This is a genomic window from Paenibacillus sanguinis 2301083 = DSM 16941 (assembly GCF_000374825.1).
Lineage (GTDB): Bacteria > Bacillota > Bacilli > Paenibacillales > Paenibacillaceae > Fontibacillus > Fontibacillus sanguinis.
In genome coordinates this window covers 1-15,485 of sequence record NZ_KB895376.1, presented here as the reverse complement: position 1 = coordinate 15,485, position 15,485 = coordinate 1, and the positions used below count along the sequence as shown (strand labels likewise).

The window sequence follows — 15,485 nt, the reverse complement described above, 5'->3', positions numbered from 1 at the left end:
GCCGTCTGTCTTTCTTTTTTCCACGCTTTCCTCTATAATTGAGGCTTATGGAATCATTGACACGTGTTGGAAGAGGAAAGGAAGTCAGGCTTGGTTATGGCAAAGGTTACACTCAGACGCAATTACATACTCATAGGACTGTTATTGTCCACATTCCTGGCCGCGATTGAAGGTACAGTGATCGGTCCGGCTGGCCCGCGTATTGTGGGGGATTTGGGTGGTGCACATCTACTCGGCTGGGTATTTACCGCCTATTTATTGGCTATGGCCGTCACTACGCCTGTTTTTGGTAAAATCAGTGACCTGTTTGGCAGAAAGCCGGTATTTGTAATCAGCTCGCTCTTATTTCTGGCGGGATCGATCCTGTCGGGAACGGCTCATAGTATGGGGCAGCTCATTGTCTTTCGCGCGTTGCAGGGTATTGGGGCGGGAGGCCTCATTCCGGTGACGTTTACGATTATCGGCGATATTTACTCTATCGAAGAACGCTCCAAAATTCAGGGCTGGCTCAGCTCCGTTTGGGGCATTTCGTCGTTGATTGGACCGCTCCTTGGGGGCTATGTGGTTGACTCGCTGAATTGGCGCTGGGTCTTTTATTTTAATATCCCGTTCGGGTTGCTCTCACTGGTCTTCATCATTCGTTTTCTGCATGAAAAAATGGAGAAACGCAAGGCACGCATCGATTACGCCGGAGCTATCACCTTTACGGTGGGAATATCGGCTCTGTTGATCGGATTGGCTACGGGAGGACAGCAGCTTGCCTGGTCGTCACCGGTCATGCTTGCCTTGCTGGGCGGAGCTGTGTGCTGCCTGATTCTGTTCTTCTTTATCGAGAAGCGGGCCGCTGAGCCGCTCGTTCCGCTTAAGCTGTTCCGCATTCGCGATATCGCCTTCTCGAACCTGGCCAGTCTGCTGGCTAGCGCCCTGCTAATCGGGTTAACCTCCTATTTGCCGCTTTGGATTCAAGGTGTACGCGGGCAGAATGCAACGATTTCCGGGCTGGCGCTGGCACCGATGTCCATCGGTTGGACGCTGGGATCGGTGCTGGGCAGCCGTTGGCTGATTTCTCGCGGTTCTCGCTATACATCGTTGATCGGGATGGTTATCATTAGTCTGGGGGCTATAGGCCTTTCCTTGATGAGCGAGAGCACGCCGGTATGGATTATGCTTTTATGCAATGCTCTGTACGGCATCGGCTTCGGCTTTTCGTTTACTGTCTTTACGATCATTGCCCAGTCTTCGGTAGGCTATAGTCTACGCGGTGCGTCTACTGCCCTAAATTCGTTCGTCAAATCGATAGGCCAAACCATCGGGGTAACGGTCTTCGGAACCTTGATTAATCTTCATATCGTTGCACAGACTGCGGGAAGAACCTTTAACGGAACCCCGATCTCCCAGAATGATATCGATCAGTTGCTCTCTCCGGAGAAGGTCCATTTATTGCCGCCCGCGCTGTGGAGCGAGTTGAAGCATGTGCTTGGGGAAAGCTTGCATACCCTATTCATCGTCATGGCCATTATTGCTGTGTTGGGGGTAATCAGTGTATTGGGACTGCGTAATCGGGCACCGGGCGAAGAGCAGAGTCGTGCTTCCGCAGATGTAGCGCAACGCAACTTATAACCGAGGCTTTAACGAGGTATAAAACAGGCTGTTCCTCCACAACTTAAAATGCAGCTTCAAAAAGTCGAATTCCGTTTCTCAAGTTACTCCGTGAGCAAAAGACGATTTTTTGAATTACCTCTGTAGAAAGGGGGGACAGCATGAGCAGAGAACTCAACATAGATCAAACCACGTTGGTCAATGCCTGGCAGACTCAGCTTCCGGAGTATTTGAATCCCGGAGATTCTGCGCAGGTGCAGGCCGATCTTGCCGATCCGGATAGCTTGCGGATTCATATCAATGCCGCAGGGCGCCAATTCTATTCCTTTGATTTTCAGTGCTCCTACATGGACCCGCGTGAAGTACGTGTGGAGTTAGTAGATGTAGAGCGGGAGGGCCGTACGGTTGCAGAGACCAGCACGGAGATTCAGGAACTGACCGGAGACTATGTCCGGCATATTCATGAATGCGCACAAGCCTTGGCATCGTTAACCAATCCATAAAGCGAGGGGAATGTATATGGCGAGAAGCAAGTCGGGCAGAGATAAGAACTTGACGAATGTTGCTGAGCAATTGGACCGTAATCCTGTCAATGCACTGGATGCGCAGCAAATGCAGCAGCAGGCTAATGACCGCAGGCATCGAGATGTTCATCAGCACCACAAGGGCAAAGATATGGACCCTACCCACTAAATGCACAGGAGGCTGTTCCCCCAATCACTATAGAGTGAAGGGGGAACAGCCTCCGTGTTTTTCAGTGAAACATCAGTGCCTGTCAGTTTATTTCCGCAGAAGCGGAGCCAATTTCTCGGCCTCTCGTCCCATCTTCTTCAGCAGTTCGATCATCGTTTGCTTCTCTTCATCGGTCAGGCCACTGAGCGCATGATCGATGCGGGCGGAGAATTCCGGATAGAGCTGGTTCATCAATTCTTGTCCTTGCGGAGTCAACTCGGCGTAGATGACGCGGCGGTCGCGTGGGCAAGGGGTACGGTGCAAAAGACCGGCCGCCTCCAGCTTATCGATGACATAGGTAACGTTGCCGCTCTGAAGAAGCAGCTTGGCGCCAATTTGCTGAATCGGTTGGGACCCCTTGTAATAAAGAACCTCCAGTACCGCAAATGCAGTAGGATTAAAGCCTTGTATTTTACTTCCCGTAACCGCGTGCTCGTTAACGCTCTTAAAGGATTTGGCAAAGACTCTGTACAAATGCAAGGATAAATCTGTCCCGCGTTCTTCGGTTTTTAACATGTGCATCCCGCCTTATATTTTACTTGTGAATAATTGAACTTTGTTGGAATTATTGTAATCTTAATGCACCGCAGAATTAAAAAAAATATAATTTATCACAATTTGCAGTTTATTTAATGTAAATATTTGCTGATTTTTTAAGGGAGTAAAAATCGGACTGCTGATCGGACGGTGATATAACCTTAGAACATCAGCTATACCAAGCAGTCACTGTTTGGTGACCGGCCCCTATGAATATAGAAAAGCGGCTTCGAGTATATGGAGAAATCTCCACTCCCAAAGCCGCTTATCTGAAAGAGGGCGCCCGTTTGGACGTTCTCTGCTAGCTATATTACGGCTAAGTAAGCCGTTCAATCTATCCCGCTTTATTTGGGGATCAAAACAAAAACCAGAGGTTGACATGATCCATTCTTCGGGAGCAATGCAAAAAACGAATATACCTCTAACGGGAAATCCTCATGCTAATTCGCCTATATTTCACTAAATATCACATATAACAGGAAATCATCATGTTAATTTTGGGTTTTTTTCCAAAAATCAATCATTTCATAATGATTAGCATGAGGAAATCCATATAAATCTCGATTTCTGACGGATTTGAGCCATTTAACGGGAGTTTTTCAGACTGTTGAGAAAGTTGGTCTTCCGTACATTTCGGATAGAAGAGCCCTTAGCCCATAAGGGTTTTTCTCCATAAAAATGTTACGTTACGCCCTTTCTCAACATTCTAAGTTTTTCCCTATAATTAAGAAGAGGAATCCCCGAACAGAACCTGGGAACCAGCGGTATTCAGTGAATTCTTGGGGTACGTGCAATGTTTATAAGATAGTATCACGTAACGTGATAGTAAATGCTTCTATTTGAAATTTTTTTAATATCCTTGTGTTGCTGCTGAAAGCTTTTAATTCAAGGCCGCTTGCCCTGCGTGGTGCCCGGCCGTAAAGCCGGTGGTGAAAGCGGCAGTAATATTGTATCCACCCGTATAGCCGTGAATATCGAGAATCTCTCCGCAGAAATACAGACCTTCCATCAGCTTGGAGCCCATGGTCCGAGGATCAATTTCCTTAAGATGTACACCGCCTCCGGTCACGAAGGCTTCTTCAAAGGGACGGGTACCGGATACCTTGATGCTCAATGCCTTCAATTCCGCAATAAATGCTTGCCACGGACCCTTGGGCAATTGCTCGAAGGTTGTCTCTGGGGCAAGCCCGGCGCGGGCGAACAGCAAGGGGAGCAGTCGCTCGGGCAGGGTTCCTTTCAAGACATTCTTGAGTGCCTTCTTGGGGTCATCCGCCGCCAGCCTCCTCAAGTGTTGCTCCAATTCGTCAGGGCTCTGATCCGGGAACAGGTCAAGACTCATAGTGACATCTTGTCCTCCATTTTTCTGCTTCACGCTCCGAATAAAGCCGCTGCAACGCAAGGCAATAGGGCCGGATAAGCCGAAATGAGTGAATAGCATATCTCCCCTATGGCTTACGACGGTCTTGCCCTTGTGGTTCAATACGGACAAGCGGACATCCCGGAGGGATAGACCCTGCAGCTCCCGTCTCTGAATGAACGGCTCGCGGGATATAATCGGTACCTCGGTGGGATACAGGTCGGTGATGGTGTGACCAGCCTGCTGCGCCCAAGGATAACCGTCTCCGGTAGAGCCGGTATGCGGAACAGATTTCCCTCCTGTAGCGACAACGATGGCCCGAGCATCCATAAATTTGCCGCCTTCCAGGGCAACACCCAAAGTTCTTCCCTCACCGTAGCGGATTTCCTTGACAGGATGATGGACAAGCAGATGGACACCTAGGGAACGAGCCTTGCCAATCAAGGCATCGACCACGGATTTGGCCTTATCGGACACGGGAAACATTCTCCCGTTATCCTCTTCCTTCAGGGCAATTCCCAGCCCCTCGAAGAAAGCAATAATGTCCCGGTTGTTGAATAGAGAGAAGGCGCTATACAAGAACCGTCCACCCCCTGGAATATATGTGATTAGCTCATCGATTTCCTTGGCATTGGTTACGTTGCAACGGCCGCCACCGGAAATGCCCAGCTTCCGACCCAACTTATCCCCCTTGTCCAGAAGCGCAACGTCTGCACCTTGCTCTGCGGCCGCGATAGCAGCCATAAGACCGGAGGGACCCCCTCCAATAACGATGACGTCGACCTTTTTCATCCTTTTCTCTCCTTTATTTGTACCTTGCTCGGCACGTTTAAGCATCGTGTTATGCAATATCTGTACTACCCGCTTATGGGCGATGTTTTGTTGAAACGCGGCTCCCTAATGTATTGCTCAATCAGCAAGCTTCTATTATAGCGATAAATGATGCGTTCCTTCAATGTTAGAGCTTACATATCGGTGGCAGAGTTGCTATCCGTTGCTAGAAATGTATAATTGAATTGATATGGCAAAAGACGCTGTTAAAGCGGCTTATACGTCATTTAAGTATGCCTAAGGAGTGATTGGAAAATGTCGATGTCATTTGACCAATATATGCGTGATATGGTTCAACCGATGAGAGATGAGTTAACGGTATTGGGTATTCAGGAATTGCGTACGCCGGAAGAGGTGGAGGAGAAGGTGCCTGGGGCCGAAGGGACGGCACTGATTGTCGTCAACTCGGTGTGCGGTTGTGCGGCAGGCCAATGCCGTCCGGGCGTTGCGAAGGCGTTGGGCCATGATTTGACGCCGGACCATCTGTTCACCGTATTTGCCGGGCAGGACAAGGAAGCTACAGCGAAGGCCCGTGAATATTTTGCACCGTATCCTCCGTCATCGCCATCTATTGCTTTAATGAAGGATGGACAATTGGTGCATTTCATCGAGCGCCACCAAATTGAAGACCGCTCGGCTGAGGAGATTGCTGCCGAACTTACCGGGGCATTTGACCGCTTCTGCCGATAAGGCGGCGATTGAAACGGTGAGCCCAGGTTCGCCCCGAAGTAACGGTAACTTACCGGTACGTCCGGGGCGCTTTTTACATTTTTTAAAAAAGGTCATTCCAACCTGACTTTTTGCAAGCGTATTTGTTTGAAAGCGCATTTGTTTGAAAGCAAATAAAAATTTGGAGGGGTTGAGAGAGATGAGTTTACAGCAGGAAATTATTGAACGCCTGGGCGTGAAGCCTGTCATTGATGTGGAGGAGGAAGTCCGCAAACGGGTGAATTTTCTAAAAGAGTACGTTAAATCCTCTCGCACAACAGGTTTGCTGATTGCGATTAGCGGCGGCATTGATAGCGCAGTAGCTGCTGCATTATGCAAACGAGCTACGGATGAACTGACCTCAGAGTCTGGCCAGCCTTACATGACGCTAGGGGTATTCCAGCCCTATGGGCAACAAGAGGATATTGAGCATAGCTACGAGGTAGCCAAGGCCTTCCGTCTGGAGCATACGGCAGAGACCAATATTGAAGAGGCCGTAAATGAGATTGCCCTGGAAGTGGAGCATAGCTTCAAGAAAATCGGCAAGCCTCGTCACATCAGCCACCAAGGCAAGGGCAATGTTAAAGCGCGGACGCGGATGGTCGTGCAATATGCATTGGCTTTTGAATTTAATCTAATCGTGGTCGGTACAGATCACGCTTCCGAGGCGATTACGGGCTTCTATACGAAGTGGGGCGATGGGGCGGTTGACATTACGCCGCTCAGTTCATTGAACAAACGTCAGGTTCGGCAGCTTGCCGCTTATCTGGGTGTACCGCAAAGCATTCTGGACAAGGCTCCGTCCGCTGGCTTGTGGGAAGGGCAGACCGACGAGAAAGAACTGGGCATCAGCTATGATGACAACAGCGACTATCTCGAAGGAAAAGAGATCGATCCGGCCGTCAAGGAGCGCCTGGAATCTTTCTATTTACGTACTGAGCATAAACGCAACCCAATTCCCGGCATTTAAAGGTGAACACACCACAAAAATGTGGCAAACTTGTTTTGTTACAATAAAAATAAATTTTTATAAGTTTTATTCTTATTTTATTGTAATAAATGTGAGTTCAAGAAAGACAGACTTTTAGCGTCTAGGCTTATGCTTCCGCAGTGCCAAAGCTGACTTTTTAAACAACCTTTATAAGATGATAAGTAGGTGGACAATAGATGCTGGAACTGTCTATTAATGATCCTGACCGCTTGGTCAAGGTAGCGCATGCGCTGAGTACGCATACACGAATCGGGATAATTAAGCTGTTGTTGGCCAAGCCCAATATGAATGTGCTGGAAATTGCCGAGAAGCTTGATATCCCGGTCTCTACGGCGGCCAATAATGTTAAGGTGCTTGAGGATGCCGAATTGATCGTCACCGAACTTCAACCGGCAACCCGTGGAGCCATGAAGGTATGCAGCCGCAATTTTGACGATGTGCACATGATCTTGAACCCGAGCGCGTATGATCACAATCGTGGCAAGGTGCAGGAAGTTGAAATGCCCATCGGGAATTTTATCGATTTCGATATTGTACCGACCTGTGGCATGGCAAATGGGGCAGGAATCATCTTCCAGGAGGATGATCCGAACAACTTCTATCATCCTGACAGTCGAAGTGCCGAGCTTATCTGGCTTCGCAAAGGTTGGATTGAATATCGCTTCCCGCGTAAATTCCCTGACGGGGCAAGGCTTCGTTCGTTGGAGTTCTCCTTGGAATTGTGCTCGGAAGCGCCCAACTACAACAATGATTGGCCCTCTGAAATAACCGTTTGGGTGAATGATGTAGAGATCGGGTCATGGATATCTCCCGGTGATTTCGGGGATCACAGGGGGAAGCTGAACCCTTCGTGGTGGTATGACAACAGTACCCAGCACGGATTGCTTAAGACATGGTCCATTGATATGAACCGCAGCACGATTGACAAGGAGAAGTGTTCGGATGTCACGTTGTTTGACCTCCGTTTGGACACCAAGCCGTTCATTACGTTTCGAATTGGACTCAAGCCTGATGCGAAGCACCAGGGAGGACTCAACTTGTTTGGCAAAGGGTTTGGCGATTACCCGCAAGGGATTATCATGCGACTGGAGTATGATTGACGACCGCGACAGCCTAGTCTGGTTGCCAGCTTCAATAGCTTAGAAGGAAGCCTTCTCTATCTTCTGAATCGAAGAATAAAGAAAGGCTTCTTTTGTATGTAAAGAAACAATAAATATAAAAGAAAGCGTTGACAATAAAATAGACGACGGGTAGTATCTTAATTAAATACGAAATAATTGTAATTAATTAATTATTTTGTGAAGGAGATTAGAGACTACATGACAACAGAAGCGTATATCAAGGATTATCCAAGGCCGCAGTTTGATGGCTTGGGTTGATCTGAATGGGGAATGGGATTTCAGGTTTGCTGACAGGGGGGACGCTGGTTCGATCAAAGGCTAAGCGCTTTACTATTCCAAATAAACTAAGCATTGGAGTGGATAACAGTGACAATGAAATCTAATGATGTGACAGTCCTGCGTACAGAATATCCAAGGCCTCAATTTGTGCGTCAGGATTGGTTATGCTTGAATGGACAATGGGATTTTCATTTTGACGATACCGATGAAGGCGAGGAGGCAGGCTGGTATCTGGAGGGGGGCTCTGCTCCATTCACACAGAAAATTTCAGTTCCCTTTACCTTTCAAAGCAAGCTGAGCGGTATAGCTGATCCTTCCTTCCATGACATTGTATGGTACTGCCGTTCCTTCGAGGTCCCTGAGAAGTGGAGTGGCAAACGAACCGTGCTGCATTTTGGAGCCGTTGATTATGGGGCCAAAGTGTGGGTGAACGGTCAATTGGCAGCAATCCATGAAGGTGGTCATACTCCCTTTCAGGCAGATATTACACCGCTCCTGAAGGCCGGGAGCAATACGATTGTGCTGCGGGCGCAGGATTACAGCCGAGACGTAACCTTGCCACGGGGCAAGCAGTATTGGCTGGAGAATTCAGCCAGCATCTTCTACACACGGACGACGGGGATCTGGCAAAGCGTCTGGCTGGAGCCGGTGTCTGCCATTCATTTGAGCAAAGTGATGCTTACCCCGGATATTGATCACAATGAAATTTGTTTGCGTACTTTTATAGAAGGCTTGCCTAACGGGGGCGATTCCAACCTAAAATTGCGAGTGCAGATTTCGTTTCAGGGAGAGATAGTGGCCGAGGATGAATACGCGGTAAAGCGTGCTGAGCAGACTCGCACCATCGGCTTGAGTGACTTTACTGATCACGGACATGGACGGCTGTGGAGCCCGGAGCATCCCAACCTGTACGACATAAAATACAGCCTGGTGCAAGCGGGCGAGCTCATCGATGAGGTGTCCGGTTATTTTGGCATGCGCAAGGTGTCGATTGAGAATGGCAAGTGGTCCTTGAACAACCGGCCTTATTACCAGCGGCTTGTACTGGACCAGGGGTACTTCCCGGAAGGGCTGCTGACAGCTCCTGCGGATGGAGACATCAAGCGCGATGTGGAACTGACCAAGGAAATGGGCTTCAATGGTGTCAGAAAGCATCAGAAGACGGAGGATCCGAGATTTCTGTATTGGTGCGATAAGCTGGGCTTGCTGGTCTGGAGTGAGGCGGCGAATGCTTATGAATATTCCGAACAGTATGTTCGCCGTTTTACGAAGGAATGGATCGAGATTATGGAGCGGGATTACAGCCACCCTTGCATCGTAGCTTGGGTACCGCTCAACGAGAGTTGGGGGGTGCCAAATGTGCAGATCGATCAGCGTCAACAGCAGCATGGGTTGGCGATGTATCATCTGACGAAATCACTGGACCTGACCCGTCCGGTCGTATATAACGACGGGTGGGAGCATATGCTTACAGATCTGGTCACGATTCACGATTACGAGAGCCGCCAGGAAGTGCTGGAGGAACGATACAGGGCTGCGGAAACAGCAGTCGAGGCCATGCCGGCGAACCGTCGAATCTTTGTCGGTGGAGCATCCTATCAGGGTCAACCCATCCTCGTGTCTGAATTTGGCGGCATTGCCTTCAAGAAAAGTGATTGGGAGGGCTGGGGATATTCTGGCGCGGACAATGAAGAAGACTATCTTCGCAAGCTTAAGGCTGTGGTGGACCCGATGTTCTCTTCCCCGATCATTCAGGGTTATTGCTATACCCAATTGACGGATGTGGAGCAGGAAATCAACGGCTTGCTGACGTATGACCGGGTGCCAAAGGCGCTGCTTGAGGATATTCGCAAGATCATGACCGGAGCATAACATTTGCGAAAGGCGGGATTGCGATAATGGCAATAGCCGGGACGAAAGTCGTAAACTTTTACAATGTGCTGCTACAGAACGGAGCTGACCCATGGGTGTATAAGCACACGGACGGATACTACTATTTCACCAAAACGACCGGCAATAACGTAACGATTTGGAAATCCCGGCATTTGACTGATCTGGATGCAGGTCAGACCCGGGCCATTCCAACCGGAGGACAACATATTTGGGCGCCCGAGCTTCACTATGTTAACGGGGCGTGGTATGCGTATTATGCCAAGGATGACGGGGACAATGCCAATCATCGTATGTACGTCCTGGAGAATACCAACGCCGATCCGTTGCAAGGCACATGGCAGGATAAAGGGCAAATTACCGATGCGACCAATAAATGGGCCATCGATGGCACGGTATTACAGGTGAATGGACAATTGTATTTTATCTGGTCCGGCTGGGAAGGGGATGTTAATGTCAGTCAGCAATTATATATCGCTCATATGAGCAACCCGTGGACCATCGATTCTGCACGAGTGGAAATCTCGCGCCCTACCCTTGCGTGGGAGACCAATCATTCCCCACTCATTAATGAAGGGCCGCAGGTTGTCGTGCGCGGGAGCCGGATTTATCTGGTGTACTCTGCTAGCGGCAGTTGGACGGATGATTATTGTCTGGGTTTGTTGACAGCCAATGTCTCGGCAAATCTGCTTGATCCGACTTCATGGCACAAGCGCAGCCAGCCAATTTTCAAGTCGGGCAACGGATTGTACGGGCCGGGCCATCATTCTTTTACGAAGTCGCCTGACGGTACAGAGGATTGGATTGTCTATCATGTCGCCAAAAACCAGGGAGCAGGCTGGAATCGCGAGGTGCGGTTGCAGAAATTCACCTGGCATGCTGATGGTACGCCGAACCTGGGGGAGCCAGCAAATCCGAATGCACCGGTTGCCTTGCCTTCAGGCGAGGGCTCGCGTGTGAGGTATGAGGGAGAACATGGCACCTTTGCCGGTGTGGCATATGCTTCGGGAAGTCCAAACGGTTCCGGAGGTCAAAAGGCAGGCCATATTGATACGCCGGAAAGCTATGTGCAGTTCGAGATTGAGGTTGCGGTGGCGGGTGAATATGTATTGCTGGCCCGAACGGCCAACGGTACCGCTGGTGCCTCATGGTCGCATCTGATGCTCAGCGTTAATTCCGCTCCCGCCAGTCCGTTCTACATTACTCATAAGGGCTGGGAGAACTGGGAAGTGTCGACGGCTGCGATTCACCTTACAGCAGGCACCAATACCATTCGCTTCTCCAAGGGAGAGGGATATGGGGAAGTAGACTGTTTTGACATCAAGCCGAGATGAGCTGAGAGTTGGGCACTTGGTATGATTGGAGGATGAAATGCTCACCAGTTCCGAGGCCGATGTCGGCGGGATGAACTGCGGAACTACTGTCGCCCATGAGGGGTGATGGGCCATTTGGAAATATTGAATTTTAATACATTTTCATATTAAGAAGCCAGTGCAGGCAGGTTATCAAAAATTCCTGACACTGGCTTTTTTTGAATATTATAGAATTTGTAAGCTTTCAGCGGAGCTGAACAATTCTATAATCGCAAGAAAAATTGCCGCTTAACGTGGCCTGGCTTCAAAGAGAGTACATCAATAGATGTTTTTCTTATGTAACAGCTCATTGGAGGGGAGTAAAATAAATTGAGTAACAGGTCAATTTATATCTGGTGAATAACAGAACATACAAGTGAGAGTCGAGTGAGAGTTAAGTGAGAGTCAAGGAGCCAAGTGAGAGTTGAGTGAGAGTCAAGTGAGAGTTAAGAGATAGCCAAGTGAGAGTCGAGTGAGAGTTAAGGAGCCAAGTGAGAGTCAAGGAGCCAAGTGATAGCCGAGTGAGAGTCAAGTGAAGGTTAAGTGAGACCAAATGAGATTCAAGAAGCGGAAGAAGCTCGTGCCTTTGCAAGATCTGTACTTGCTGTGGCCGGGTCGTTACAAGTAAGCTGAGTGTAAATGCACAACTAGTGGGAAATTCTCCCGCTAATCTATGCGAAAATGCTGGATTTTGAGGTATAACTGGAAAACCTCCCTATAAATCTGTGCTTCAGGCCATTTTTCGGCGCTTTAGTCCAGATTATATGGAGGAATTCCCTATAATACTATTTTATCACTCTAAAAGCGATTTTTATATGGATAATTTCCCGCTAATTTGAGAAATTCAGACTGTTGAGAAAGGTCCTTCCTTCCGCAAACAGCTTAGTCCATAGAGACGGCTGCTGTTTTTATTATGATTTGGATACAGGCTGAACAGGAATATAGATGTCGATTTGTCTACCTTCCTTCGGCCAGCTCCGTTCGTCGTACCATTCAAAATCCGGAGCAGCTACCTGCTCGTAGCCTGATGTAGGGAACCAGTTGGTAAAGATATCATCCCAGGTTTGCTGAATGGAAGCGACAAATTCGCTCTGGTTGGCCGGAGGTGTCGTGAAGATGGCATATGTCGTCGCCGGAATAGTGTATTCGGTCAACCCCTTAGGAACAGGGGTCGATTCACTGACTTCAAAGCCGATGATATAGAGGAAGGAGCCGTCCTCATTTAATGTAGTGCATATGCCTAACTCGACATTGGGATTTGTCTTGCCTGGTATGGTTTTTCCCCATTGCTCCTGAATATATTGCTGCCAGAAGGCGGGTATCTCTGTGCTGTTTTCCCCTTCAACGGTAGTTGTCTTCATGGAATAGCCCATAATGTGCATGGCTGGCAATGACTCGATACGATATTGCATGTCATAATCTCTCCGATCGTAGTTTATTGGGGTGTTTATGTTGCGCAGTAAATTGGCTTTGGAAACAATGCAGGGCAGGTGGCCTTGCTTGCGGCATTCGGTCGGTAATTTACCGAACATTTTACGGAATGCCCGGGTGAAGGCCTCGTGGGAACTGAAGCCACAGCTCAAAGCGATGTCTAGTACTTTCAGTTCAGACCCGGTTAATAGCTCGGCCGCTCTGGAGAGTCTCCGCTTGCGGATATAGGAGGACATCGTGTCCCCGACGAAATATAGAAAGGTACGGTGGAAATGATAATCCGAATATCCCGCAGCCTTGGCCACCCCCGCTAACGTAAGCTCTTCGCCGAGCCGCGCTTCGATATAGTCTACACTTTGTTGAATGATAGTGAGTTGGTTCATGCCATTCCTCCAGACCGGTCAATGAGAGGTAGTTCAGAAAGTCATCTTTTCATTTTCATTACAAGTTTTGACTTTTTGAACATTTGTTTAAGTTAACTTTAAGCTTAGTATAGTCCAGTATAGCGGCAGTTTCTTGATCATGCTTGCTCTTTGTATCACATATTCGCGCCCGGGGTCTTTCCCTGTTACAATGGGAAATGGCAATGGCTTGCAAGGAAGAAGCCCGGGCCGGGTGAAGAAGGAAGAGGGGATTTGCCTTGATTCTTGGAGTAGGACATGATGTTGTGGAAATTGAACGTATTCAGCGCATGCTGAACCGAGCGGCAGGCGAACGTTTGCGTCGACGGATTTTAACACATGCCGAGCTGGAGCTGCCGGGACAAGTCGCTCGCCCTGCTGAATTTCTGGCGGGACGCTTTGCGGCCAAGGAAGCGCTCAGTAAAGCGTTTGGCTGTGGCATTGGCGGTATTCTTGGCTTTGGTGATATGGAGATATTGCCAGATCGAACGGGCCGTCCGTCCGTCACGCTGTCAGCAGCAGCCTGGGATCGCCTGGCGCTGGACAAGCAGGGGACCGGACGCTGTGTCATACATCTGAGTATTACGCATGAACGGCAGTTGGCTTCGGCATTTGCTGTTGTGGAACGCGTGGAATAGAAGGAGAGCGGGATGCAGGAGAGCAAGGTTTTCTTTAGTACAGAATTGCTGATATGGTACGAAGGGGCGAAGCGGGATCTGCCTTGGCGCAGACACCGCGATCCCTATTATATATGGGTTTCGGAAATCATGCTTCAGCAGACACGGGTGGATACGGTCATTCCGTATTTCCAGCGCTTTATTGAGCGTTTTCCGACGGTAACGGCATTATCGGAGGCGCCGGAGGAGGATGTGCTGAAGTGCTGGGAAGGGCTCGGCTATTACTCCCGGGCCCGCAATCTGCAAGCAGCGGCCAGGCAGGTTGTCGAACGGCACGGCGGGGTCGTGCCGGATAACAAGGTGGAGGTATCCGCCTTGAAGGGGGTTGGCCCCTACACGACGGGGGCTATCCTGAGCATTGCCTTTAACCGCCCGGAGCCGGCGGTGGATGGCAATGTCATGCGGGTGCTGTCGCGTTACTTCATGATTGAAGAGGATATCATGAAGACGGGAACGCGCACCCTGATGGAGGAATTGGCCGCGGAGCTGATCCCGCAGGGGCGGGCCTCGGACTTCAATCAGGCGTTGATGGAGCTGGGTGCGCTAATCTGCACACCCAAGTCGCCGCAATGCCTGATCTGTCCGGTCATGGCCCGCTGTACCGGCCGGCTTGAGGGCGCGGAGGAGCGCCTGCCAGTCAAGAGCAAAGCGAAGTCGCCGCGACCGGAGTACCGCCTTGCCGCCGTCTTGGAAGGCGGCGGCGAACTGGCCGGGCGCGTGCTTGTGCGCCAGCGGCCGGACACGGGGCTGCTCGCACGCATGTGGGAGCTGCCGCATATCCCGGCCGGCGCCGTAGCAGGCGAAGGCGCCGGACTGCCGGACGGCCCGGCGATGGACCGCCTGGCCGCGGAACTGGCCGGGGCGGGATTTCCCGCCAGGCCGGAAGGGGCGATGATGAACGCGGAGCACACGTTCAGCCACATCCATTGGAACCTCCGCGTTTTTCGGTTCTCGGCGGCGGAGGTCCGAGCTACAGCAGGCCGCGGCGTGTCGGACGCGGCTTCGCTCAGCAGCGCCAGCGCTGGCGGCTTTGTGCAAGTGGCCGCCGTTGCCGAGAGTGCAGCCGAATACGAGACGGCTGGCGATACTGGTGGCATTGCCAATACTGATGGCACGGGCGAATATCGTTGGATTACCCGGCAGGACATGGACAAGCTGGCTTTTCCTAATGTATTCCTGAAAATATTAAACAGTTACTTTCAGTAACTAGTGGTGGCCTGGCTTAATAGACCTTATGATTTATAAATTTAGCGGGAGATAGTCATGCTAATTGGCTGATATCAGGCCTGAAACTCGAATTAAAGGGAAATCTGGACCTCTGTCAAGAAAGTGGACACTCTTTAACCGACTCTTCTCTTATTGAACTGCGCAGCAAAACGAACCGGTGATAAATAGCCTAGTGAACCGTGGATCCGTTTGCGATTGTAGAAAAACTCAAGATAGCGGTAGATTTCATCGTAGGCTTGTTGCTTGGTCTTAAATCGCTTGCAATAAATCAGCTCTTTCTTCAGAATGCTATGAAAAGACTCTATACAAGCATTATCATAACAGTTGCCTTTGCGGCTCATGCTGGCCTTCA

The 15,485-nt window shown here is 49.9% G+C and carries 14 protein-coding genes; 10 read left to right on the top strand and 4 right to left on the bottom strand.

Features of this window, described 5'->3' with window-relative positions:
- Positions 1–96 precede the first annotated feature (96 nt).
- The 3 genes from C557_RS0100070 to C557_RS25115 all read left to right on the top strand — a co-directional run bounded on the left by C557_RS0100070 (position 97) and on the right by C557_RS25115 (position 2,292).
- A complete protein-coding gene (locus C557_RS0100070; RefSeq protein WP_018749765.1) occupies positions 97–1,620 on the top strand; it encodes an MDR family MFS transporter in 1,524 nt (507 codons plus the stop codon).
- Between the two features lie 140 nt (positions 1,621–1,760).
- Complete coding sequence (locus tag C557_RS0100065; protein WP_018749764.1) at positions 1,761–2,102, top strand: hypothetical protein; 342 nt, start codon at positions 1,761–1,763, stop codon at positions 2,100–2,102.
- 16 nt (positions 2,103–2,118) lie between these two features.
- On the top strand, positions 2,119–2,292 hold the full coding sequence (locus tag C557_RS25115; RefSeq protein WP_018749763.1) for a hypothetical protein: 174 nt from the start codon (positions 2,119–2,121) through the stop codon (positions 2,290–2,292).
- Positions 2,293–2,379: 87 nt separating this feature from the next.
- Here C557_RS25115 and C557_RS0100055 read toward each other — a convergent pair whose 3' ends face one another.
- Both C557_RS0100055 and C557_RS0100050 read right to left on the bottom strand, forming a co-directional pair.
- Positions 2,380–2,847, bottom strand: a complete 468-nt coding sequence (locus C557_RS0100055; protein ID WP_018749762.1) for a MarR family winged helix-turn-helix transcriptional regulator — start codon at positions 2,845–2,847, stop codon at positions 2,380–2,382.
- Between the two features lie 901 nt (positions 2,848–3,748).
- Positions 3,749–5,017 carry a BaiN/RdsA family NAD(P)/FAD-dependent oxidoreductase gene (locus tag C557_RS0100050; RefSeq protein WP_018749761.1) on the bottom strand — a complete coding sequence of 423 codons (1,269 nt, stop codon included), beginning with the start codon at positions 5,015–5,017 and terminating at the stop codon, positions 3,749–3,751.
- 294 nt (positions 5,018–5,311) lie between these two features.
- Between C557_RS0100050 and C557_RS0100045 the strand changes: the two genes are divergently transcribed.
- The 5 genes from C557_RS0100045 to C557_RS0100025 all read left to right on the top strand — a co-directional run bounded on the left by C557_RS0100045 (position 5,312) and on the right by C557_RS0100025 (position 11,379).
- Positions 5,312–5,746 carry a BrxA/BrxB family bacilliredoxin gene (locus C557_RS0100045; protein WP_018749760.1) on the top strand — a complete coding sequence of 145 codons (435 nt, stop codon included), beginning with the start codon at positions 5,312–5,314 and terminating at the stop codon, positions 5,744–5,746.
- 178 nt (positions 5,747–5,924) lie between these two features.
- Complete coding sequence (gene nadE, locus C557_RS0100040) at positions 5,925–6,734, top strand: ammonia-dependent NAD(+) synthetase (protein ID WP_018749759.1); 810 nt, start codon at positions 5,925–5,927, stop codon at positions 6,732–6,734.
- Positions 6,735–6,931: 197 nt separating this feature from the next.
- Positions 6,932–7,855 (top strand): ArsR/SmtB family transcription factor, encoded by a 924-nt coding sequence (locus C557_RS0100035; protein WP_018749758.1) that lies wholly within the window; start codon positions 6,932–6,934, stop codon positions 7,853–7,855.
- 393 nt (positions 7,856–8,248) lie between these two features.
- Positions 8,249–10,027, top strand: coding sequence for a glycoside hydrolase family 2 protein (locus C557_RS0100030; RefSeq protein ID WP_040676290.1), 1,779 nt, complete (start codon positions 8,249–8,251; stop codon positions 10,025–10,027).
- Positions 10,028–10,053: 26 nt separating this feature from the next.
- A complete protein-coding gene (locus C557_RS0100025; protein ID WP_018749756.1) occupies positions 10,054–11,379 on the top strand; it encodes a family 43 glycosylhydrolase in 1,326 nt (441 codons plus the stop codon).
- Between the two features lie 929 nt (positions 11,380–12,308).
- Here C557_RS0100025 and C557_RS0100020 read toward each other — a convergent pair.
- Positions 12,309–13,211 carry an AraC family transcriptional regulator gene (locus C557_RS0100020; protein WP_018749755.1) on the bottom strand — a complete coding sequence of 301 codons (903 nt, stop codon included), beginning with the start codon at positions 13,209–13,211 and terminating at the stop codon, positions 12,309–12,311.
- Between the two features lie 257 nt (positions 13,212–13,468).
- Here C557_RS0100020 and acpS point away from each other — a divergent pair, with 257 nt between their 5' ends.
- Together acpS and mutY are read left to right on the top strand one after the other, a co-directional pair.
- Positions 13,469–13,867 carry a holo-ACP synthase gene (gene acpS, locus C557_RS0100015; RefSeq protein ID WP_018749754.1) on the top strand — a complete coding sequence of 133 codons (399 nt, stop codon included), beginning with the start codon at positions 13,469–13,471 and terminating at the stop codon, positions 13,865–13,867.
- A 12-nt stretch (positions 13,868–13,879) separates the two neighbouring features.
- Positions 13,880–15,112, top strand: a complete 1,233-nt coding sequence (mutY, locus tag C557_RS0100010; RefSeq protein WP_018749753.1) for an A/G-specific adenine glycosylase — start codon at positions 13,880–13,882, stop codon at positions 15,110–15,112.
- A 134-nt stretch (positions 15,113–15,246) separates the two neighbouring features.
- Here mutY and C557_RS22710 read toward each other — a convergent pair.
- Positions 15,247–15,485: integrase core domain-containing protein (locus tag C557_RS22710; protein WP_018749752.1), on the bottom strand; the 239-nt coding region annotated here is incomplete at its 5' end.

What these genes read in the sequence shown, in the direction of transcription:
- mutY (WP_018749753.1), top strand. Translation starts at nt 13,880, where the DNA reads ATGCAGGAGAGCAAGGTTTTCTTTAGTACAGAATTGCTGATATGGTAC.
- C557_RS0100045 (WP_018749760.1), top strand. Translation starts at nt 5,312, where the DNA reads ATGTCGATGTCATTTGACCAATATATGCGTGATATGGTTCAACCGATG.
- C557_RS0100055 (WP_018749762.1), bottom strand. Translation starts at nt 2,847, where the DNA reads ATGTTAAAAACCGAAGAACGCGGGACAGATTTATCCTTGCATTTGTAC.
- C557_RS0100035 (WP_018749758.1), top strand. Translation starts at nt 6,932, where the DNA reads ATGCTGGAACTGTCTATTAATGATCCTGACCGCTTGGTCAAGGTAGCG.
- C557_RS0100070 (WP_018749765.1), top strand. Translation starts at nt 97, where the DNA reads ATGGCAAAGGTTACACTCAGACGCAATTACATACTCATAGGACTGTTA.
- nadE (WP_018749759.1), top strand. Translation starts at nt 5,925, where the DNA reads ATGAGTTTACAGCAGGAAATTATTGAACGCCTGGGCGTGAAGCCTGTC.
- C557_RS0100050 (WP_018749761.1), bottom strand. Translation starts at nt 5,017, where the DNA reads ATGAAAAAGGTCGACGTCATCGTTATTGGAGGGGGTCCCTCCGGTCTT.
- C557_RS0100025 (WP_018749756.1), top strand. Translation starts at nt 10,054, where the DNA reads ATGGCAATAGCCGGGACGAAAGTCGTAAACTTTTACAATGTGCTGCTA.
- C557_RS0100065 (WP_018749764.1), top strand. Translation starts at nt 1,761, where the DNA reads ATGAGCAGAGAACTCAACATAGATCAAACCACGTTGGTCAATGCCTGG.
- C557_RS0100030 (WP_040676290.1), top strand. Translation starts at nt 8,249, where the DNA reads ATGAAATCTAATGATGTGACAGTCCTGCGTACAGAATATCCAAGGCCT.
- C557_RS0100020 (WP_018749755.1), bottom strand. Translation starts at nt 13,211, where the DNA reads ATGAACCAACTCACTATCATTCAACAAAGTGTAGACTATATCGAAGCG.
- C557_RS25115 (WP_018749763.1), top strand. Translation starts at nt 2,119, where the DNA reads ATGGCGAGAAGCAAGTCGGGCAGAGATAAGAACTTGACGAATGTTGCT.